Origin of the sequence: Streptomyces sp. NPDC048696, from assembly GCF_043198895.1 — a bacterium.
Lineage (GTDB): Bacteria > Actinomycetota > Actinomycetes > Streptomycetales > Streptomycetaceae > Streptomyces.
On the sequence record NZ_JBICVJ010000013.1, the window covers coordinates 42,834 to 64,652 of the forward strand.

At 67.8% G+C, this 21,819-nt stretch carries 17 protein-coding genes; 11 read left to right on the forward strand and 6 right to left on the reverse strand.

Translation table 11 applies throughout. From position 1 onward, the window contains the following. Positions 1 to 63 precede the first annotated feature (63 nt). The 6 genes from typA to ACGFRG_RS26095 all read left to right on the forward strand — a co-directional run bounded on the left by typA (position 64) and on the right by ACGFRG_RS26095 (position 8,281). Positions 64 to 1,965, forward strand: a complete 1,902-nt coding sequence (gene typA, locus ACGFRG_RS26070) for a translational GTPase TypA (protein ID WP_361422631.1) — start codon at positions 64 to 66, stop codon at positions 1,963 to 1,965. A gap of 467 nt (positions 1,966 to 2,432) precedes the next feature. Further along, positions 2,433 to 4,064 carry an ABC transporter substrate-binding protein gene (locus tag ACGFRG_RS26075; RefSeq protein ID WP_361422634.1) on the forward strand — a complete coding sequence of 544 codons (1,632 nt, stop codon included), beginning with the start codon at positions 2,433 to 2,435 and terminating at the stop codon, positions 4,062 to 4,064. 136 nt (positions 4,065 to 4,200) lie between these two features. After that, positions 4,201 to 5,130, forward strand: coding sequence for an ABC transporter permease (locus ACGFRG_RS26080; RefSeq protein WP_188276088.1), 930 nt, complete (start codon positions 4,201 to 4,203; stop codon positions 5,128 to 5,130). Then, positions 5,123 to 6,064 (forward strand): ABC transporter permease, encoded by a 942-nt coding sequence (locus tag ACGFRG_RS26085; protein WP_361422637.1) that lies wholly within the window; start codon positions 5,123 to 5,125, stop codon positions 6,062 to 6,064. The genes ACGFRG_RS26080 and ACGFRG_RS26085 overlap by 8 nt, the downstream gene beginning before the upstream one ends. A 14-nt stretch (positions 6,065 to 6,078) precedes the next feature. After that, the gene (locus ACGFRG_RS26090) at positions 6,079 to 7,137 is read left to right on the forward strand and encodes an ABC transporter ATP-binding protein (protein WP_361422640.1); all 1,059 of its coding nucleotides are present in this window, start codon (positions 6,079 to 6,081) and stop codon (positions 7,135 to 7,137) included. Then, positions 7,130 to 8,281 (forward strand): dipeptide ABC transporter ATP-binding protein, encoded by a 1,152-nt coding sequence (locus tag ACGFRG_RS26095; RefSeq protein WP_361422643.1) that lies wholly within the window; start codon positions 7,130 to 7,132, stop codon positions 8,279 to 8,281. Before ACGFRG_RS26090 ends, ACGFRG_RS26095 begins: the two co-directional genes overlap by 8 nt. 96 nt (positions 8,282 to 8,377) lie before the next feature. On the opposite strand, the gene ACGFRG_RS26100 is transcribed toward ACGFRG_RS26095, so the two are convergent. Then, positions 8,378 to 9,226 carry a GNAT family N-acetyltransferase gene (locus ACGFRG_RS26100; RefSeq protein ID WP_393267775.1) on the reverse strand — a complete coding sequence of 283 codons (849 nt, stop codon included), beginning with the start codon at positions 9,224 to 9,226 and terminating at the stop codon, positions 8,378 to 8,380. Positions 9,227 to 9,384: 158 nt separating this feature from the next. On the opposite strand from ACGFRG_RS26100, the gene ACGFRG_RS26105 reads away from it, so the two are divergent. The 5 genes from ACGFRG_RS26105 to ACGFRG_RS26125 all read left to right on the forward strand — a co-directional run bounded on the left by ACGFRG_RS26105 (position 9,385) and on the right by ACGFRG_RS26125 (position 15,042). After that, on the forward strand, positions 9,385 to 11,013 hold the full coding sequence (locus tag ACGFRG_RS26105) for an ABC transporter substrate-binding protein (protein ID WP_393267778.1): 1,629 nt from the start codon (positions 9,385 to 9,387) through the stop codon (positions 11,011 to 11,013). Positions 11,014 to 11,100: 87 nt separating this feature from the next. After that, positions 11,101 to 12,024, forward strand: coding sequence for an ABC transporter permease (locus ACGFRG_RS26110; protein WP_361422652.1), 924 nt, complete (start codon positions 11,101 to 11,103; stop codon positions 12,022 to 12,024). Beyond that, entirely contained in the window at positions 12,017 to 13,033 is a 1,017-nt protein-coding gene (locus ACGFRG_RS26115) for an ABC transporter permease (RefSeq protein ID WP_393267781.1), read from the forward strand. Before ACGFRG_RS26110 ends, ACGFRG_RS26115 begins: the two co-directional genes overlap by 8 nt. A gap of 13 nt (positions 13,034 to 13,046) precedes the next feature. Next, complete coding sequence (locus tag ACGFRG_RS26120) at positions 13,047 to 14,021, forward strand: ABC transporter ATP-binding protein (protein WP_361422658.1); 975 nt, start codon at positions 13,047 to 13,049, stop codon at positions 14,019 to 14,021. Next, entirely contained in the window at positions 14,014 to 15,042 is a 1,029-nt protein-coding gene (locus tag ACGFRG_RS26125) for a dipeptide ABC transporter ATP-binding protein (RefSeq protein ID WP_361422661.1), read from the forward strand. The genes ACGFRG_RS26120 and ACGFRG_RS26125 overlap by 8 nt, the downstream gene beginning before the upstream one ends. Before the next feature lie 309 nt (positions 15,043 to 15,351). On the opposite strand, the gene ACGFRG_RS26130 is transcribed toward ACGFRG_RS26125, so the two are convergent. The 5 genes from ACGFRG_RS26130 to ACGFRG_RS26150 all read right to left on the reverse strand — a co-directional run bounded on the left by ACGFRG_RS26130 (position 15,352) and on the right by ACGFRG_RS26150 (position 21,522). Continuing rightward, complete coding sequence (locus ACGFRG_RS26130; protein WP_361422664.1) at positions 15,352 to 16,491, reverse strand: oligopeptide/dipeptide ABC transporter ATP-binding protein; 1,140 nt, start codon at positions 16,489 to 16,491, stop codon at positions 15,352 to 15,354. A 25-nt stretch (positions 16,492 to 16,516) separates the two neighbouring features. Further along, positions 16,517 to 17,584 carry an ABC transporter ATP-binding protein gene (locus ACGFRG_RS26135; protein WP_361422667.1) on the reverse strand — a complete coding sequence of 356 codons (1,068 nt, stop codon included), beginning with the start codon at positions 17,582 to 17,584 and terminating at the stop codon, positions 16,517 to 16,519. A 62-nt stretch (positions 17,585 to 17,646) separates the two neighbouring features. Beyond that, positions 17,647 to 18,624, reverse strand: a complete 978-nt coding sequence (locus tag ACGFRG_RS26140) for an ABC transporter permease (protein ID WP_361422670.1) — start codon at positions 18,622 to 18,624, stop codon at positions 17,647 to 17,649. 64 nt (positions 18,625 to 18,688) lie between these two features. Then, entirely contained in the window at positions 18,689 to 20,470 is a 1,782-nt protein-coding gene (locus ACGFRG_RS26145) for an ABC transporter substrate-binding protein (protein ID WP_361422673.1), read from the reverse strand. A gap of 29 nt (positions 20,471 to 20,499) precedes the next feature. Next, entirely contained in the window at positions 20,500 to 21,522 is a 1,023-nt protein-coding gene (locus ACGFRG_RS26150) for an ABC transporter permease (RefSeq protein ID WP_361422676.1), read from the reverse strand. Between the last annotated feature and the right edge of the window lie 297 nt (positions 21,523 to 21,819).

Here is a 21,819-nt window from a genome sequence, read left to right on the forward strand (position 1 = left end):
GCGGGCGGACGAGGCTTCGACCGTCAGACGCCTGATTCCCGATCGAGAGAAGCGCCAGCCAGCATGCCCACGCGCCACGACATCCGCAATGTCGCCATCGTCGCCCACGTCGACCACGGTAAGACGACCATCGTCGACGCCATGCTCAAGCAGGCGGGTGCGTTTGCCGCGCACCAGCACCTCGACGACCGCATGATGGACTCGAACGACCTGGAGCGTGAGAAGGGCATCACGATCCTGGCCAAGAACACCGCCGTGAAGTACCACCCCAAGGACGGCGGGGCCCCCATCACGATCAACATCATCGACACCCCCGGCCACGCCGACTTCGGCGGTGAGGTCGAGCGCGGTCTGTCGATGGTGGACGCCGTCGTCCTTCTCGTCGACGCCTCCGAGGGCCCGCTCCCGCAGACCCGCTTCGTGCTGCGCAAGGCGCTCCAGCAGCGTCTGCCCGTCATCCTCTGCATCAACAAGACGGACCGCCCGGACTCCCGGATCGACGAGGTCGTCAACGAGACGTACGACCTGTTCCTGGACCTGGACGCGGACGAGGACCAGATCGAGTTCCCGATCGTCTACGCCTGCGGCCGCGACGGCATCGCCTCGCTGACCAAGCCGGAGGACGGCACGGTCCCGGCGGACTCCACCAACCTGGAGCCGTTCTTCTCCACCATCCTGGAGCACGTCCCGGCACCGACGTACGACGAGGACGCGCCGCTCCAGGCCCACGTCACCAACCTCGACGCCGACAACTTCCTCGGCCGTATCGCGCTGCTCCGCGTCGAGCAGGGCGAGCTGCGCAAGGGCCAGACCGTGGCCTGGATCAAGCGCGACGGCACGATCTCGAACGTCCGCATCTCCGAGCTGATGATGACCGAGGCGCTCACCCGCAAGCCGGCCGAGGTGGCGGGCCCCGGTGACATCTGCGCCGTCGCCGGTATCCCCGACATCATGATCGGCGAGACGCTGGCCGACCCGGAGAACCCGATCGCGCTGCCGCTGATCACGGTCGACCAGCCGGCCATCTCCATGACCATCGGCACCAACACCTCGCCGCTCGTCGGCCGTGGCGGCACCGGCAAGGGCGCGGACGCCAAGTCCGCCGTCAAGGACCGCAAGGTCACCGCCCGCCAGGTCAAGGACCGTCTGGACCGCGAGCTGATCGGTAACGTGTCGCTGCGCGTCCTGGACACCGACCGTCCGGACGCCTGGGAGGTCCAGGGCCGTGGTGAGCTCGCGCTCGCCATCCTGGTCGAGCAGATGCGCCGCGAGGGCTTCGAGCTGACCATCGGCAAGCCGCAGGTCGTCACCAAGCTGGTCGACGGCAAGGTGCACGAGCCGGTCGAGCGCCTCACGGTGGACGTCCCCGAGGAGCACATGGGCGCGGTCACGCAGCTCATGGGCGTCCGCAAGGGCCGCATGGACAACATGTCCAACCACGGCTCCGGCTGGGTCCGCATGGAGTTCGTCGTCCCGTCCCGCGGCCTCATCGGCTTCCGTACGGAGTTCCTGACCAACACCCGCGGTACGGGCATCGCCCACTCGATCCACGAGGGCCACGAGCCGTGGTTCGGCAACCTGGTGACCCGTAACAACGGCTCCCTGGTCGCCGACCGCGCGGGTGCGGTCACGCCGTTCGCGATGATCAACCTCCAGGAGCGCGGTGTGCTGTTCACCGAGCCCGGCACCGAGGTGTACGAGGGCATGATCGTCGGTGAGAACTCGCGCTCCGACGACATGGACGTGAACATCACCAAGGAGAAGAAGCTCACCAACATGCGTGCGGCTTCCGCGGACAACACCGAGAACGTGGTGCCCCCGCGCAAGCTCTCCCTGGAGCAGTCCCTGGAGTTCTGCCGCGACGACGAGTGCGTCGAGGTGACCCCGGAGGCGGTCCGCATCCGCAAGGTCGTCCTGGACCAGAAGGAGCGCGGCCGCACGGCCTCGCGCGCCAAGCACGGCTGATCGCAGTCCGGTTGAGCCTGTCGGCCCGGCCCCCCGCGAAGATCGCGGGGGGCCGGGCCGTTGTCGTACGGTGGAGCGGCCGCGGCGCCCGCGAACAGACGGCGCCCATGTCCCTCCGCCGACGCGCGGTCAAGTTGTTTTAAGGGGCATCCTGTTCGGATATCGAGCACTGCTCTCCGGAAGATGTGTTAACGGTCCGTTTCGGGCGTGTCTGTCTGTGATCCGTTTGTCCGCATTTCGGACTGTTGGCCTGTCCTGATGTTGTCAAAACGAGACCCTTTAAGTGTGGTTTACAGCCCGGCCGTACTTAATAGTTGGCTCCATTGAGCTCGGGTCAATGGGTCACGCACTGTGGGGAGTGCCGACTCACGAGCACACTCGGGGCGCTTCATCGATCGCCGTCAGGGGTGTCGGCGATCTTTTTGTGCCCCTCTTGTAGTGACAAGTGGACTCATGAGGAGGAACCCATGCGTGGTGCCAACAGCGCCAAGTGGGTCGCGGGCGCGGCGATGATCGCCCTGGCAGCGACTGCCTGTGGCGGCGGCAAGGACAGCACGGACAACTCGGGCGCGGCTGCCGACCCGGCCGGCGTGTTCAGCTACCAGAGCAGCGAGCCGCAGCACCCGATCCAGCCGGCCAACGTGATGGAGACCGGCGGTGGCCGTATCACCGACGTGCTCTTCTCGAAGCTGGTCGACTTCGACCCGAAGACGGGTGCCATCGGCAACGTCGTCGCGGACTCGATCAAGCAGGACGACGCCAGCCACTACACCATCAAGGTGAAGCAGGGCTGGACCTTCCACAACGGTGAGAAGGTCACGGCGAAGTCCTTCGTCGACGCCTGGAACTGGGGCGCCAACGCCAAGAACGCGCAGCAGAACGCTTCGTGGTTCTCGGACATCAAGGGCTACGAGGACGTCCACCCGGAGAAGGGTGACCCGAAGGCCGACAAGATGTCGGGTCTGTCCACCCCGGACGACTACACCATCAAGGTCGAGCTCGGCACGCCGGCTCCGTACTGGACCTACAAGCTCGGCTACAGCGCCTACGCGCCGCTGCCGCAGGTCTTCTACACGAACCCGAAGAAGTACGGCAACGAGCCCATCGGCAACGGCCCGTACCAGTTCGTGAAGTGGAACCACAACCAGGACTTCCTGACCAAGGCGTACGACAAGTACGCGGGTCCGGACAAGCCGAAGAACGGTGGTGTGGACTTCAAGTTCTACACGACCTCCGAGGCCGCCTATAAGGACACCGTCTCCAACAACCTGGACGTGCTCGACCAGGTCGCCCCGAGCGGCATGGCCACGTACCACCAGGACCTCGGCAAGCGTGCCGTGGACGCTCCGCAGAACTCGATCCAGACCATCGCCATCGCGGCCTACTCGCCGACGATGAAGGGTGTCAAGGACCGCGCGAAGTTCGTCCAGGGCCTCTCCATGGCGATCGACCGGGACACCATCACCAAGACGGTGCTCCAGGGCTCGCGCACCCCGGCCACCGGCTTCGTGCCGCCGGCCGTCAAGGGTTACCTGCCCGACGCCTGCGGCGACGCGTGCAAGTACAACCCGGCCAAGGCCAAGGAGCTCGTCACCGAGGCCGGCGGCACCAACGCCCAGATCTCGGTCCTCTACAACGCCGACGGCGGTCACAAGGAGTGGGTGACGGCGGTCTGCGCCAACATCACCCAGGCCACCGGCGTCAAGTGCGAGAGCGACGCGAAGGCGGACTTCAAGACCGTCCTCGACATCCGCACCGGCAAGAAGGTCCAGAGCCTCTACCGCTCGGGCTGGGTGCAGGACTACCCGCTGAACGCCAACTTCCTCAAGGACCTGTACGGCACCACCGCCGCGGGCAACGAGGGCGGCTACTCCAACAAGACGTTCGACGACCTGACCGCCAAGGCGGACAAGGCGGCGACGCTCGACGAGTCGGTCAAGCTGTACCAGGACGCCGAGAAGTCCCTGTACGCCGACATGCCGGCCATCCCGCTCTGGTACTACAAGACGAACGCCGGCTACTCGGCCAACGTCAAGAACGTCACGTACGACACCTTCGGCAAGCCGGTGTTCACCGCCGTCGAGGTGCTGAAGAAGTAGTTCCAGGCCGCTAACGGTCGATTCACCCAGGCGTTCCGGCATCGGCAACGCCACACCGTTCGCGCAGGGCAGCCGGCCCGCCCCTCCCACGAGGAGCGGGGCGGGCCGGCTGCTGGCGGCTGACAATGGAGGCTCGATGGGGCGCTACGTCGCGAGGCGACTGCTCCAGATGATCCCGGTGTTCATCGGGACCACTCTGCTCATCTTTCTGATGGTGTACTCACTCCCCGGCGACCCCGTCCGGGCGCTGTGGGGCGACAGACCTGCCGACCCGCAGGCGATGGCGCGGCTGCGCCACGAGTACTGGTTCGACCGACCGGTGCTCGCGCAGTACTGGCACTACATCAGCAATGTCATCACCGGGGACTTCGGCACCAGCTTCGTCACCGGCCGTAAGGTGCTCGATGTCATGTCGGAGACCTTCCCGGTCACGATCCGGCTGTCGTTGATCGCCTTCACCATCGAGATCGTCGTGGGCATCGTGCTCGGCCTGCTGGCCGGCCTCAACCGCGGCCGTATCGCGGACAAGTTGGTCCTCGTGGTCACGCTGCTGCTGATCTCGATCCCGATCTTCGTCCTCGGTTTCATCTTCCAGACGGTCTTCGCCGACCAGCTCGGCTGGGTCACGCCCACCGTGCAGGACTCCAACGACATCACGCAGCTGCTGCTGCCCGGTGTGGTCCTCGGCTCGCTGTCCTTCGCGTACATCGCGCGGCTCAGCAGAACGTCGATCGCCGAGAACCTGCGCGCGGACTACATCCGCACCGCCGTCGCCAAGGGCCTGCCGCGCCGCCGCGTCGTCGGTATCCACCTGATGCGCAACTCGCTCATCCCGGTGGTCACCTTCCTCGGAACCGACCTGGGCGCCCTCATGGGCGGCGCCATCGTCACCGAGGGCATCTTCAACGTGCACGGCATCGGCAACACGCTGTACCGCTCGATCAACCAGTCGGACAACACCACGGTGGTCGGCATCGTGACGATCCTCGTGATCGTCTACCTGCTCTCCAGCCTTGCCGTCGACCTGCTGTACGCCGCTCTGGACCCGAGGATCCGCTATGCCTGAGACCCTCAAGAAGGCCGAGGCCGCAACCGAGACTCCGGCCGTCACCGCCGCCGCCACCGCGTCGACGGAGAAGCCGCGCAGCCTGTGGTCCGACGCCTGGCGGGACCTGCGCCGCAACCCGTTCTTCATCGTCTCGGCGCTGCTGATCGTGCTGCTGCTGCTGATCGCGGCCGCCCCGGGGATGTTCACCTCGGTCGACCCGGACCACGCGGACCTCGCCAAGCACTACCTGGGCGACCCGAACTACAGCCACTTCTTCCAGGAGGACTGGTTCGGTTACGACGTCCAGGGCCGCAGCATCTACTCGCGTGTCCTGTACGGCGCCCGTGCCTCGATCATCGTCGGCGTCTGTGTGACGGCGTTCGTGACGCTGCTCGGCGGCTTCGTCGGCATGCTGGCCGGCTACTTCGGCGGCTGGATCGACTCGCTGCTCTCCCGCGTCACCGACGTGTTCTTCGGCATCCCGCTGCTGCTCGGCGCGATCGTCATCCTGAACGCCTTCACCCACCGCACCGTCTGGTCCGTGGTGCTCGGTCTCGGCCTGCTCGGCTGGACCCAGCTCGCCCGTGTCATGCGCGGTTCGGTGATCACGGTCAAGCAGGCCGACTACGTCCAGGCCGCCAAGGCCCTGGGCGCCGGCACCAACCGGATCATGATCCGGCACATCCTGCCGAACGCGGTCGCGCCGGTGATCGTCGTCGCGACCATCGCGCTCGGCGGATACATCGCCACCGAGGCGACGCTGTCCTTCCTCGGTATCGGCCTGCCGCCGTCCACCGTCTCGTGGGGCAACGACATTTCCTCGGGCCAGACCGTCATCCGTACCGCTCCGCACGTGCTGTTCTTCCCCAGTGCCATGCTGAGCCTCACGGTGCTCGCCTTCATCATGCTGGGCGACGCGGTGCGCGACGCCCTCGACCCCAAGCTGCGCTGAGGAGGGCGTACGACGTGAGCATCATCGACAAGACAGCAAGCGTCCCGGCGCCCCGCGCCGACGACGACAAGAGCGGTCCGCTGCTGGAAGTGCGGGACCTGCACGTGGAGTTCCACACCCGTGACGGTGTGGCCAAGGCGGTCAACGGCGTCAACTACAGCGTCAGCGCGGGCGAGACCCTCGCCGTCCTCGGCGAGTCCGGCTCGGGCAAGTCCGTGACCGCGCAGGCCATCATGGGCATCCTCGACATGCCGCCGGGCAAGATCCCGCAGGGCGAGATCCTGTTCCGCGGCCAGGACATGCTGAAGATGGGCGCCGAGGAGCGCCGCGCCATCCGCGGCCAGAAGATCGCGATGATCTTCCAGGACGCGCTCTCCGCGCTGAACCCGGTGCTGAGCGTCGGCTACCAGCTCGGCGAGATGTTCCGGGTGCACCAGGGCGCCTCCCGCAAGGAGGCGAAGGCCAAGGCCGTCGAGCTGATGGACAAGGTCAAGATCCCCGCGGCCGCCGCGCGGGTCAACGACTACCCCCACCAGTTCTCCGGCGGTATGCGCCAGCGCATCATGATCGCGATGGCGCTCGCCCTGGAGCCCGACCTGATCATCGCGGACGAGCCGACCACCGCGCTCGACGTGACGGTCCAGGCCCAGGTCATGGACCTGCTCGCGGAGCTCCAGCGCGAGTACCACATGGGCCTGATCCTGATCACCCACGACCTCGGCGTCGTCGCCGACGTCGCGGACAAGATCGCCGTGATGTACGCGGGCCGGATCGTGGAGACCGCGCCGGTGCACGAGCTCTACAAGCGCCCCGCGCACCCGTACACCCGGGGTCTGCTCGACTCGATCCCGCGCCTGGACCAGAAGGGCCAGGAGCTGTACGCGATCAAGGGTCTGCCGCCCAACCTGCTGAAGATCCCCGGCGGTTGCGCGTTCAACCCGCGCTGCCCCAAGGCGCAGGACATCTGCCGTACCGAGGTGCCGAAGCTCGCTCCGGTCACCGAGGCGGACGGCGCGGACCTGCCCGGCCGCGGCAGCGCCTGCCACTTCTGGAAGGAGACGATCCATGGCTGAGCAGGACAAGAAGGACGAGGCCGTGGACGCGCCCACCGCGAGCGTCACCGACGTCGTGAAGACGGACGCCTCCACGACCACCGAGGTCGAGGCGCTCCTCGACGTCAAGGTCGACCGCGGTGAGCCGATCCTCCAGGTGCGCAACCTGGTCAAGCACTTCCCGCTGACCCAGGGCATCCTCTTCAAGAAGCAGATCGGCGCGGTCAAGGCCGTCGACGGGGTCTCCTTCGACCTGTACCAGGGCGAGACCCTGGGCATCGTCGGCGAGTCCGGCTGCGGCAAGTCGACCGTCGCCAAGCTGCTGATGACGCTGGAGCGGGCGACCGCCGGCGAGGTCTTCTACAAGGGCCAGGACATCACCAAGCTGTCCGGGCGCGCGCTGAAGGCGGTCCGCCGCAACATCCAGATGGTGTTCCAGGACCCGTACACCTCGCTCAACCCCCGTATGACGGTGGGCGACATCATCGGCGAGCCCTTCGACATCCACCCCGAGGTGGCTCCCAAGGGCGACCGGCGCCGCAAGGTCCAGGAGCTCCTGGACGTGGTGGGCCTCAACCCGGAGTACATCAACCGGTACCCCCACCAGTTCTCGGGTGGTCAGCGCCAGCGCATCGGCATCGCCCGCGGCCTCGCGCTCAACCCCGAGATCATCATCTGCGACGAGCCGGTCTCCGCGCTCGACGTGTCGGTGCAGGCGCAGGTCATCAACCTGATGGAGAAGCTGCAGGACGAGTTCAACCTCTCCTACATCTTCATCGCGCACGACCTCTCGATCGTCCGGCACATCTCCGACCGCGTCGGTGTGATGTACCTCGGCAAGATGGCCGAGATCGGCACGGACGAGGAGATCTACGAGCACCCGACGCACCCGTACACCCAGGCGCTGCTCTCCGCCGTCCCGGTCCCGGACCCGGACGCGCGCGAGCACCGCGAGCGGATCATCCTGACCGGTGACGTACCGTCGCCGGCCAACCCGCCGTCGGGCTGCCGCTTCCGCACCCGCTGCTGGAAGGCGGAGGAGCGCTGCTCCACCGAGGTCCCGCTGCTCGCGATCCCGGAGCGGTTCCAGGGCAAGGACACCCTGGCCGCCCACGACTCGGCGTGCCACTTCGCCGAGGAGAAGGACGTGGTGGGCGCGGCCTGACCGCGACTCGCGCATACGGCGAGGGGCGCCCGGAACTTCACGGTTCCGGGCGCCCCTTCCGCGTACCGGGGCCCCGAAGGCGGCCCGCCGACGCCCTCAGCCCGTGAAGTCCAGCACCAGGTGGTCCTGGACCTGGCGGTAGCCCAGCCGCTGGTACAGCGCGTTGCTCGTCGGGTTGGCGAGGTCGGTGAACAGGACCACCTCGGCGGCGCCCCAGCCCGTGGCGAGGCGGGTGGCCGCCGCCGTGGCGGCCGCCGCGTAGCCCCGGCCGCGCAGGGCGGGCGGGGTGTAGACCGGGCCGATACGGGACTGGCCGGCCAGCACCGCCGAGGCGGCGGCGAGCGAGGCCGGGCCCTGTTCGCCCTCCCAGAGCACCAGTTGCCCGGCCGTGGTGCGGCGGCTCGCGGTCCGGGCGGCGCCCAGCTCCGCGGGCAGGCCCAGCTCGTCGATGAAGGCGGTCATCCACTCGGTCACCAGCGGCAGGTCGGCCTCGGTCGCGAGCCGGGAGCGCCCGACGACCGCCGCCGGTTCGGCGAGCTCGGCGAGCCGGAACAGCCGCTCCTCGCGGTCCACCCGGTAGGGGCCCCACGCCTCGCCGAACGCCCGGGCGGTGGCGGTGGCGCCGTTCACCCCGACGAGGTCGCTGCCGCGCAGCACCCCGGCGAGGTCCCGGGCCGCCTCGTCCGGCATCGTGCCGAGCACCGGGGGCATCCCCGGGGTCTGTATGTACGCGCCGCCCACCGCGCCGCCCACCGCGCCGTCCGCTTCGCCGGCTCCGGCGCCGTCCGGCGGGGTCCACCAGCCGAAGCGCGCGCCCGGCCAGACGCCGGCCCGAGCCCCCTCGGTGAGGGTGAGCAGCACCGTGTTGCGGGCCGGATCGGCGGCCAGGAACGTTTCCGTGGCGGTCCGGAACTCTTCGACGTCTTCCGTCAGATGCCAGGTCATGCCCTATTTTCCAACCTCCGCACAGTCGGGCGCAGCCCATTTCCGGGGCCCGCCTCCCGTTGCGCCGTACGCCCATATGGGTGCGACGGACGTGCGGTCTGTCCGCTCCTGGGGTGATATTTGGGCCTAAGTCAGTTTTGAGACTCCAGGAGGACTCCATGCGCGGAGCCACGTCGGCCAAGTGGGCCGCATGTGCCGTGGCCGTCGCCCTCGCGGCGACGGCCTGCGGAGGCGGCGGGGGTGGCGGAGGCGGCGGCGCCGCCGGCATCGTGAGCTCGTCCTGGGGCGATCCGCAGAACCCGCTGGAGCCCGCGAACACCAACGAGGTGCAGGGCGGCAAGGTCCTCGACATGCTCTTCCGGGGGCTCAAGCGGTACGACCCGAAGACCGGCGCGGCCAAGGACATGCTCGCCGAGAAGATCGAGACCACCGACTCGACCACCTTCAACATCACGGTCAAGGACGGCTGGACGTTCTCCGACGGCGAGAAGGTCACCGCCAAGTCCTTCGTGGACGCCTGGAACTACGGCGCCAACCTGAAGAACAACCAGAAGAACGCGTACTTCTTCGGGTACATCGACGGGTACGACAAGGTCCACCCCGACAAGGGCGAGGCGAGTGCTGACACCCTCTCCGGCCTGAAGGTCACGGGCGATCGCACCTTCACCGTCAAGCTCAACCAGAAGTTCTCCCTGTGGCCCGACACCCTCGGCTACGTCGCCTTCGCCCCGCTGCCCAAGGTCTTCTTCGACAACCACTCGGCGTGGCTGTCCAAGCCGGTCGGCAACGGCCCGTACACCGTCAACTCGTACACCAAGGGATCCAAGCTGGAGATGCGCAAGTGGGACGGGTACCCGGGGGCGGACAAGGCGCAGAACGGCGGCGTCGACCTCAAGGTCTACACCGACAACAACACCGCCTACACCGACCTGACCGCCGGCAACCTCGACCTCGTCGACGACGTGCCCGCCTCCCAGCTCAAGAACGTCAAGGCCGACCTCGGAGACCGGTACATCAACACCCCGGCCGGCATCATCCAGACGCTCGCGTTCCCGTACTACGACGCGGCCTGGAACACCCCCGGCGCCGCCAAGGTGCGCAAGGGCCTGTCGATGGCCATCAACCGCGCCCAGATCACCGACACGATCTTCCAGAAGACCCGCACCCCGGCCACCGACTGGACCTCGCCGGTGCTCGGCGCGGACGGCGGCTACAAGGACGGGCTGTGCGGGGACGCCTGCAAGTACGACCCCGCCGCGGCCAAGAAGCTGATCCAGGACGGCGGCGGCATCCCCGGCGGCCAGGTGAAGATCTCGTACAACGCGGACACCGGCTCGCACAAGGAGTGGGTCGACGCCATCTGCAACAGCGTCAACAACGCGCTGGGCAACGACAAGGCGTGCGTCGGCAACCCGGTCGGCACCTTCGCCGACTTCCGCAACCAGATCACCCAGAGCAAGATGTCCGGGCCGTTCCGGGCGGGCTGGCAGATGGACTATCCGCTGATCCAGAACTTCCTGCAGCCGCTGTACTACACCAACGCCTCGTCCAACGACGGCAAGTGGACCAACGCCGAGTTCGACAAGCTGGTCAACGAGGCCAACGCCGAGACGGACAAGGCCAAGGCGGTCGGGCTGTTCCAGCAGGCCGAGGGCGTGCTGCGGGACCAGATGGGTGCCATCCCGCTCTGGTACCAGAACGGCAGCGCCGGCTACTCGACCCGGGTCTCCAACGTCGCGCTGAACCCGTTCAGCGTCCCCGTCTACAACGAGATCAAGGTCAGCTGACGCCGGCGGAGTGCGGCCCGGCGTGCTGCCCGCGCCGGGCCGGACCCCTTCCCGGACTCTCCACTTCCCAGACTCTCGGAGCGGTTCATGGGACGTTATGTGATCCGGCGGCTGCTGCAGATGATCCCGGTCTTCATCGGCGCCACGCTGCTGATCTTCCTGATGGTCAACGTCATGGGCGACCCCATCGCCGGGCTCTGCGGCGAGCGGGCCTGCGATCCGGCGACGGCCGCCCGCCTCAAGCAGGAGTTCGGCCTCGACAAGCCGGTCTGGCAGCAATACACGACCTACATGGGGAACGTGTTCACCGGTGACTTCGGGACCGCGTTCAACGGCCAGAAGGTCACCGAGCTGATGTCGACCGCCTTCCCCGTCACCATCCGGCTCACGATCGTCGCGATCCTCTTCGAGATCGTCATCGGCATCACTCTCGGCGTCGTCACCGGTCTGCGGCGCGGGCACCCGGTCGACACCGGGGTGCTGGTCCTCACGCTCGTCGTCATCGCGATCCCGACCTTCGTCACCGGTCTGGTGCTCCAGCTGCTGCTCGGCGTCGAGTGGGGCTGGATCAAGCCGTCGGTGTCCCCGGAGGCGCCGTTCAACGAGTTGCTGATCCCCGGCCTGGTGCTCGCCTCGGTCTCGCTGGCGTACGTCACCCGGCTCACCCGGACCTCGATCGCCGAGAACTCCCGCGCGGACTACGTCCGCACCGCCGTCGCCAAGGGCCTGCCCCGGCACCGGGTGATCACCCGGCATCTGCTGCGCAACTCGCTGATCCCGGTGGTCACCTTCATCGGTACGGACGTGGGCGCGCTGATGGGCGGGGCGATCGTGACCGAGCGGATCTTCAACATCCACGGCGTCGGCTACCAGCTCTACCAGGGCATCCTGCGCCAGAGCACCCAGACCGTCGTCGGCTTCGTGACCGTTCTGGTGCTGGTGTTCCTGGTGGCGAATCTCGTCGTCGACCTCCTGTACGCCGTACTCGACCCGAGGATCCGCTATGCCTGAGCCCGACTTCGACGAACGTTCGGTCGCCGCGACCGGTGCGGGCGGCGTCAACCAGGGAGCCATCGCCCCCACCGGCACCGGCGGCGCGATGGACCTCGCGCTCAGCGAGGGCGCGACCCTGGACAAGACCCCGGGAGGACCGGAAGGCACCGGCCCCGCGGGCAAGGCCCGCAGCCTCTGGGGCGACGCCTGGCGGGACCTGCGCCGCAACCCGGTCTTCATCATCTCGGGTCTGATCATCCTGTTCCTGGTCTTCATCTCGCTCTGGCCGTCGGTGATCGCCTCCGGCAACCCGCTCAAGTGCGATCTGGCCAAGGCCCAGCTGGGCTCCCGGCCCGGCCATCCCTTCGGGTACGACGGGCAGGGCTGCGACGTGTACACCCGTACCGTCTACGGGGCGCGCACCTCGGTCACCGTCGGCGTCTGCACCACTCTCGGGGTCGCGCTCTTCGGCTCGGCGCTCGGCGGGCTCGCGGGGTTCTTCGGGGGCGGCTGGGACGCGCTGCTCTCCCGGATCACCGACATCTTCTTCGGCATCCCGGTGGTGCTCGGCGGCCTGGTCTTCCTGTCCGTGGTCACCTCCACCACGGTGTGGCCGGTGATCGGGTTCATGGTCCTGCTGGGCTGGCCGCAGATCGCCCGGATCGCGCGCGGCTCGGTGATCACCGCCAAACAGAACGACTACGTGCAGGCGGCGCGGGCGCTCGGCGCCTCCAACTCCCGGATGCTGCTGCGCCACATCGCGCCCAACGCGGTGGCCCCGGTGATCGTCGTGGCGACCATCGCACTCGGTACGTACATCTCGCTCGAAGCGACGCTCTCCTACCTCGGCGTCGGGCTGAAGCCGCCGTCGGTCTCCTGGGGCATCGACATCTCGGCCGCCTCCCAGTACATCCGCAACGCCCCGCACATGCTGCTGTGGCCGGCCGGGGCGCTGGCGATCACGGTGCTGGCGTTCATCATGCTCGGCGACGCGGTGCGCGACGCCCTCGACCCCAAGCTGCGCTGAGGAGTTGGACGCCATGCTGCTCGAAGTGCGCGACCTCCAGGTCGAGTTCAAGACCCGGGACGGGATCGCCAAGGCGGTCAACGGGGTGACCTACTCGGTGGCGGCCGGGGAGACGCTGGCCGTGCTCGGCGAGTCCGGCTCCGGCAAGTCGGTCACCGCGCAGGCCGTGATGGGCATCCTCGACATGCCGCCGGGCAGGATCACCGGCGGCGAGATCCTCTTCCAGGGCCAGGACCTGCTGAAGCTGAAGGAGGACGAGCGGCGCAAGGTGCGCGGCTCCGCGATGGCGATGATCTTCCAGGACGCGCTGTCGTCGCTCAACCCGGTGCTGAGCGTGGGCGCGCAGCTCGGCGAGATGTTCGTGGTGCACCAGGGGATGTCACGGGGGGACGCCAAGGCCAAGGCGGTCGAGCTGATGGACCGGGTGCGGATCCCGGCGGCGAAGGAGCGGGTCGGGCAGTATCCGCACCAGTTCTCCGGCGGGATGCGCCAGCGCATCATGATCGCGATGGCGATGGCCCTGGAGCCCGCGCTGATCATCGCGGACGAGCCCACCACCGCGCTCGACGTGACGGTCCAGGCCCAGGTCATGGACCTGCTGGCGGAGCTCCAGCGGGAGTTCACCATGGGGCTCATCCTGATCACCCATGACCTCGGGGTGGTCGCGGACGTCGCCGACCGGATCGCGGTGATGTACGCGGGGCGGATCGTGGAGCAGGCCCCGGTCCACGAGATCTACAAGGCGCCCGCGCACCCGTACACCCGGGGGCTGCTCGACTCGATCCCGCGCCTGGACCAGAAGGGCCAGGAGCTGTACGCGATCAAGGGCCTGCCGCCCAACCTGATGCACATCCCGTCCGGCTGCGCCTTCCATCCGCGCTGCCCGATGGCGCAGGACGTGTGCCGCACCGATGTGCCGCCGCTCGCGGACGTCGCCGAGGGCCGCAAGAGCGCGTGCCACTTCTGGAAGGAGTGCCTGAATGGCTGAGGCGATTCTGGAAGTGCGCGACCTGGTCAAACACTATCCGCTGACCCAGGGGATCCTCTTCAAGAAGCAGGTCGGCGCGGTCAAGGCGGTCGACGGGGTCTCCTTCGACCTGGCGGCCGGGGAGACCCTGGGCATTGTCGGGGAGTCCGGCTGCGGCAAGTCGACGGTCGCCCGGATGCTGGTGAATCTGGAGCGGCCGACGGCGGGGGAGATCCGGTACAAGGGGACGGACATCACCCGGATGTCCGGCAAGGCGCTGCGCGCCGTGCGCCGGAACATCCAGATGGTCTTCCAGGACCCGTACACGTCGCTGAACCCCCGGATGACGGTGGGCGACATCATCGGTGAGCCGTACGAGATCCACCCCGAGGTCGCGCCCAAGGGGGACCGGCGGCGCAAGGTGCAGGATCTGCTGGACGTGGTGGGGCTCAACCCCGAGTACATCAACCGGTATCCGCACCAGTTCAGCGGCGGGCAGCGGCAGCGGATCGGGATCGCGCGGGGGCTCGCGCTGCGGCCCGAGATCATCGTGGCGGACGAGCCGGTGTCCGCGCTCGACGTCTCGGTCCAGGCGCAGGTGGTCAACCTGCTGGAGCGGTTGCAGGCCGAGTTCTCCCTGTCGTACGTCTTCATCGCGCACGACCTGTCGATCGTGCGGCACATCTCCGACCGGGTGGGGGTGATGTACCTCGGGCGGGTGGTGGAGATCGGGCGGGACGCGGAGATCTACGACCATCCGACGCATCCGTACACGCAGGCGCTGCTCTCCGCCGTCCCGGTGCCGGACCCGGCGGCGCGCGAGCGCCGCGAACGGATCATCCTCGCCGGGGATGTGCCGTCCCCGGCGAACATCCCCTCGGGCTGCCGGTTCCGTACGCGGTGCTGGAAGGCGCAGGAGCGGTGCGCGCTGGAGGTGCCGGAGCTCGCGGTCCCGGCGGCGTTCCGCCTGGTCCCGGGCCCGGCGGCGCACCCGTCGGCGTGCCACTTCGCGGAGGAGAAGACGGTGGTGCCACCGGAGTGAGCCGTCTTTGGCCGCGGACCGTGCTGGGCTGCTCGCGCAGTTCCCCGCGCCCCTGAACTGCTCGGCTTCGCCGTCGCCCAGGTCTTCCCTGCGGGCCGGTGGGGGCTGCTCGCGCAGTTCCCCGCGCCCCTTAAGGGCTCGGCTTCGCCATCGCCTTCGCCAGCAACCCCCCAGGGGCGCGGGGAACTGCGCGACCAGCCACGCACGGTCCGCAGGCAAAGTGTCGGCGCATGCCGGAGCCCGCGTCCGTGGCGTAACGGGGTGTACGGACGCGGGCCCGGCCCGAGGCGGAGGCTGTACGAACTCGGGTCAACGGGCTGTGTCCGTCGCCTCCTCGATCGCGGCGAGCGCGGGATCGAGCACGACATCCTCGTCCCGCGCCGCGACCGTCGGTTCCTCGGGGAAGTGGCACGCGGTCAGATGCCCTTCCCGGTTGCCCTCAAGACGTACCAACGGCGGCGTCTCGGCAGCGCAGAGATCCTGCGCCTTCCAGCACCGCGTGCGGAACCGGCAGCCCGACGGCGGGTCGATCGGGGACGGCACGTCCCCGGCGAGCCGGATCCGCTCGCGGCCCTCGCCCTCGTCGTCGACCACGGCCTCCGGCACCGCCGAGAGCAGCGCGTGCGTGTACGGGTGGCGCGGCCGCTCGTAGATCGAGTCGCGGTCGCCGACCTCCACGATCCGGCCGAGGTACATCACCGCGATCCGCTGCGAGAAGTGCCGCACGATCGCCAGGTCGTGGGCGACGAACAGGAACGCGATGTCCAGCTCGCGCCGCAGGTTCTGGAGCAGGTTGACGACCTGCGCCTGGATCGACACGTCGAGCGCCGAGACCGGCTCGTCGGCGACGATCAGCCGCGGCTTGAGCCCCAACGCCCGCGCCACCCCGATGCGTTGGCGCTGCCCGCCGGAGAACTCGTGCGGGAAGCGGTTGTAGTGCTCGGGGTTGAGGCCGACGATCTCCAGCAGCTCGCGCACGCGCTTCTCGCGGCCGCCCGGCGGATTGACGCCGTTGACGACCATCGGGTTGGAGATGATGTCGCCGACCGTCTGGCGCGGGTTCAGCGAGGCGAACGGGTCCTGGAAGATCATCTGGATCTCGGACCTGATCGGCGCCAGCTCCTTGCGCGAGGCATGGCTGATGTCCCGCCCGTCGTACGTGATGGTGCCCCGGGTCGGTTCCAGGAGGCGGGTGATCAGCCGGCCGGTGGTCGACTTGCCGCACCCCGACTCGCCCACCAGACCCAGGCTCTCGCCCTGCCCGATGGTGAAGTCCACCCCGTCCACCGCCCGTACGTCACCGACGTGGCGCTTGAGCAGGAACCCGCTGTGGATGGGGAAGTACTTGACGAGTCCGGCGACCTCCAGCAGCGGCGACCGCTCCCGGTCGTGGCCGGGAACCTGGTCGCGGGGGCCGGGAACCTTGGTGAGGTCCAGCTGTTCGCTCATGATGTGTTCTCGACTCCTGGTCGGGTCAGCGCAGCCGCGGCCGGATCTGCTCGGCGAAGATCGTGTCCTTCTGCTCGCCGCTCAGATGACAGGCGGCGCCGTGCGCCCGCTCCTCCGGGATGGCGGGCCGCACCGTACGGCACAGGCCGCCCGCGACCTGGTCGGGGAAGGCGCAGCGGGGATGGAAGGGGCACCCCGGCGGCGGTGCGAGCAGGCTGGGCGGCGCCCCCGGGATCGGCAGCAGCGGCACGTCGACGGGCGAGTCGAGACGGGGGATCGAGCCGAGCAGCCCCCAGCTGTAGGGGTGGCGCGGGGTGCGCATGATCTCCCGTACGGTGCCGCGCTCCACACAGCGGCCCGCGTACATCACCATCACGTCGTCCGCGGTCTTCGCCACCACGCCCAGGTCGTGCGTGATGATGATGATCGCCGAACCGGTCTCCTGCTGGAGGTCTTTGAGCAGGTCGAGGATCTGCGCCTGGACGGTGACGTCGAGCGCGGTGGTCGGCTCGTCCGCGATGATCAGCTCCGGGTCGCAGACGAGCGCCATCGCGATCATCACGCGCTGGCGCATACCGCCGGAGAACTGGTGCGGATAGTCGTCGACGCGCAGCGTCGGCTGCGGGATGCCGACCTTGCCGAGCATCTGGATCGCCCGTTGACGGGCCTCCTTGCGGGAGGCGCCCAGGTGCTTCATGTACGGCTCGGCGATCTGGCGCCCCACCGTGTAGTACGGGGAGAGCGCGGCCAGCGAGTCCTGGAAGATCATCGCCATCTTCTTGCCGCGCAGCTGCGCGAGCCGGCGCTCCGAGGCGCCGGTCAGCTCCTGCCCGTCGAGCAGGATCTCGCCCCGGATCGTGGTGTTGCGCGGGTTGTGCAGCCCGAGGACGGCCAGGTTGGTGACCGACTTGCCGGAGCCCGACTCGCCCACGATGCCCAGCGTCTGGCCGCGCGCCAGGTCGAACGAGAGCCCGTCGACGGCCTTGACGACGCCGTCCTCGGTGGCGAAGTGCACATACAGATCACGGACCGAGAGGAAGCCCCGGGACGCGCCGGTGTCCGGCGCGGCCTCGGTCTGGCTGAGGGTGCTCACGGAGGGTTCTCCTCAGAGGTTCCGGGATCCCGGGTCGCGGGATCGGAAGGGACGAAGTGCTCTCAGGAGAGCCGGATCCGCGGATCGATGTACGCGTACGCCATGTCGACGACGATGTTGCTGAGCACGATGATCGTGGCGCCGATGAGCATCACGGCCATCTCCAGGGGCAGATCGCTGCGGAGCACGGCCTGCACCGAGAGCGAGCCCAGGCCGTGCAGCCCGAAGGTGACCTCGGTGATGATCGCGCCGCCGAGCACCGCGCTGAGGTCGACGCCGAAGATGGTGATGACGGTGGCCATCGCGCCGCGCAGGGCGTAGCGCAGGAAGACGTAGCGCGAGCTCATGCCCTTGGCGCGGGCCGCGCGGATATGGTCCTCCGACATCTGCTCGACCATCAGCGAGCGGGTCTGGCGGCTGTAGTTCGACCAGAAGATCACCGACAGGATCAGACACGGCAGCAGCAGTCCGGACGCCGAACCCGCCGGGTCGCTCGCCCAGTGCGGGTCCTGGCCGCGGTTGAAGATGTGGGTCTTGGTGGAGAGCAGCAGGATCGCGATCGGGCCGATGAAGTAGATCTGCACGGACTGGCCGAGCAGCGAGGCGGCGCTGGCGATCCGGTCGAAGAGCCTGCCCTGCTGCCAGGCGGAGACGAGGCCGAGGCCGACGCCGATGGTCAGGAAGATCGCGGCGCCGCCGACGCCGAGCGAGAGCGTCGTGGGATAGCGGTCCGAGATGGTGTTCCACACCAGCTGCTGGTCGGCGAAGGAGTAGCCGAAACAGGGCGCCGGGCAGTGCCCGACGGGCATGTCGCGCCCGGCGAAGATGCCCACCATGAAGTGCCAGTACTGCACCCAGATCGGGTGGTCGAGCCCCAGGTTCTTGCGGATCAGCGCGACGTTCTGCGGGTCGCAGTTCTTGCCGCAGGACAGCAGCGCCGGGTCGGAAGGCAGGAAGAAGAAGAGGAAGTACGTAATGGCGCTGATCAGCAGCAGGATGACCGCGGCGCCGAGCAGTCGTCGCACAAGGAAACGGAGCATCGGACTCTTCCGTCTGTATGCGGCCCCCGGCCCGTGAGGCGGGCCGGGGACCGGGCCGCCACCGCTACTGCTTCACGTAGATGGTGCTGGGGTTGATCGTGCCGAAGACCTGGTTGTAGGTGACGCCGCCGAGGCCGTCGCCGTACAGGTTGAAGTACTTGTCGTAGATGAACGGGATCTGCGACGTGTCGGACTGCAGCACGTACTCGGAGAGCTTGCGCCACTCGGTGTTCTGCTGGTTGATGTCCGTGAGCGCCATGATCCGGTCGATCTCGGAGTTGACCTTCGGGTCGTTCAGGAACGCGTAGTTGTTGGTGCCGTCCTGGAGGTTGCGGCCGTCCATGGTCGGCGGGACCACGGTCGACGCGCTCGGCCAGTCGGCGCCCCAGCCGGTGCGGTAGATGTCGAACGGCGTGTTCACCTTGCCGACCACCGTGTAGTACGAGGTCGGGTCGATGGCCTTGCGCTCCACCTGGAAGCCGGCCTTCTCCAGCGCCTTCGCCAGCGTCAGCGAGACGTTCTGCCAGCGCGGGGTGTTGGCGTACGCGTAGCTGAGCTTGACCGGTGTGGTGACCCCGGCCTCCTTCAGGAGCTCCTTGGCCTTCTCGGGGTCGCCCATGGGCTTGGCGAGCTTGCCGAACGGGTCGAACTTCTGCCAGCCGGCCACCGTGGGGCTGATCAGCGTGGTGCCGAGCTCACCCTGCGCGCCGCCGCCGAACGCCTGCTGGACCTGCTGCATCGGGAAGGCGTACATGATCGCCTGGCGGACCTTGGGGTTGGTGATCCGCTTGGTGTTGACGTTCATGACCTCGACGTACGGCTGGTACTCGTTGACCGTCCGCGACTTGTACTGCGAGTCCGACGTCAGCGTCTGCATCTTCGACGGGTCCGCGGAGCCGGACATGTTCACGGCGTACTTGTCGGGCCCGGACTGCGCGGCCATCCGGTTGGTCAGACCCGGCTCGGCGATCCCGAGCTGGAACTCCCACTTGTCGGGGTAGGCGTTGCGGATCGGGTCGCTCTTGGGGTCCCAGTTGGTGTTGCGCACGAACGACAGCGACTTGCCCGGCTTGTAGTCGGCGATCTTGTACGGACCGGACGCGACCGGGTGGTTGTTGTACTTCTGCTTGTCGTCCTTGGCCTTGGGAATCGGCGACACGTTCGGCATGGACATCGCGTACGGGGCGTCCGCGTGCGGGTCCTTGAAGTGGAAGACGATGGTCTTGTCGTTCGGCGTCGCGAGCGCCGTGTCGGGCAGCTCCTGGCCGGTGTACGGGCCCGCGTACGCCTTGCGGTAGTCGGGGCCGAACATCCACTTCTGGACGTACTGCGGGCCCTGCGTCTCGAAGTCCGCGAAGAGCCGCTCGATGCCGTACTTGATGTCCTTGGACGTGATGGGCGTGCCGTCCTCGAACTTCAGGTTGTCCTTGAGGGTGTACGTCCAGGTCTTGGCGCCGTCCGACGGGGTACCGGTGTCGGTGGCGAGATCGCCCACCAGAATCGTTTTACCGGTCTTGGCGTCGATCTTGTATCCGGTGAGCGAGCGGTTGTAGAGCAGTTGCAGCGAGAGCATGTCGCTGACGTACTGCTGGCCCGGGTCCAGATAGTCGAAGCCCGCCTGGTCCAGGTCGTAGGCCGTGCCGCCGGGCTTCGCGCCCGTGACGGCGGCCGCCGGGCCGGTGGAGTCGGCCTTGGTGCCGATGCCGAAGTTCTGTACCGATGCCTTCTTGTCGTCACCGGAAGGGTTCTTCCCGGTGTCGCCCCCGCCGCTGCTGCACGCTGCGGACAGTGTCAAAGCCCCCACCGCCAGAAACGCGGAGGCGTAGCGCGCCTTGCGAATTCTCATTGATTCCTGCCTGTCAGGATGTGGACGGTTCAGCGGACGGTCTTGGGGTCGAGTGCGTCCCGGACCGAATCCCCGAGCAGGTTGAAGGCGACGACGAAGATCAGCATCGCGATGCCGGGGAAGAACATGAAGGTGACGTCGGACTCGAAGTACGAGGCGCCCGACTGGAAAAGCAGCCCCCAGTCCGGGGTCGGCGGCTGAATACCGACGCCCAGGAAGGAAAGTCCCGCCTCCGCCGTGACATTGGTCGGGAGCAGGAGTGTCGCCTGGACCAGGACGGTGGACCAGATGTTGGGCAGAACTTCTTTGCGGATGATCCGCCAATTCGAGGCGCCGCTGAGTCTGGCCGCCTCGATGAACTCGCGTTCCCGCAGCGACAGCACCTGGGCCCGCACAAGACGGCCCACCACCATCCAGCCGAGCAGGAACTGCACGAGGATCAGCGCCACGATCCGTACGTAGGTGGGCTCCTCGTCGCGCGGCGAGACGAAGAGCGCGACGATCACCGGCGTGAAGGCGATGAAGAACAGCTGCTGCGGGAACGACAGCATCAGGTCCGAGAACCGGCCGAGGAAGTAGTCGACCTTGCCGTGCATATAGCCCTGGACCAGGCCGATCAGCACCCCGGTGGCCACCGAGACGAGGGTGACGGCCAGCGAGATGAACAGCGAGGTCCGGATCCCGTAGATCAGCAGCGTGAACACATCGCGGCCCAGGTTGGGCTCGACGCCGAACCAGAAGTCGCCGTCGACCCCGCCGTTGGGTTTCAGCGGAATGCCGTAGCTGTTCAGGAGCCCGCGGTCCTGCCCGTACAGCTGATAAGGATCTTTGCCGTAGAGCTTCGCGATCAAGGGTGCCGCGAAAGCGATGAGAATGAAGGCGAGCACCGTGATGGCGCAGGCGATACCCACCCGGTCGCGTTTGAATCGCGCCCACGCGAGCCGGCCGGGAGAACGCCCGATGAGTTCGGCCGCCGTGAGGCCCGTGCCGGAATCCTCCCCCTGCGGAAGAGGATCAGTTGGTTCCGTGGCGGCCTGGGTTGAACTCGTCATCGCACATAGCCCCCGCACCGAGAGAGAGTCGAAGAGAGTCGAACGGCGCCCGCAGGCGTCATTGATTGACCGGAACATTCATGGGCCCAGCCTTGTGCGTCAAGAGGTTTGAGCATGCTGGTGTGCGATCACGGGAGAACTTGGCACAAGATTTCGCACATCGAGGCGACTGCGTGCTTGACAAGGCGGTGGAGCGGGCGACATGACTCCATAAATGCCCATCAATTTCGTTAACAAGCAGGCAACTTGACTGACGCAACACCGATATACGAACGCGTCACGCTGAACACCGTACGG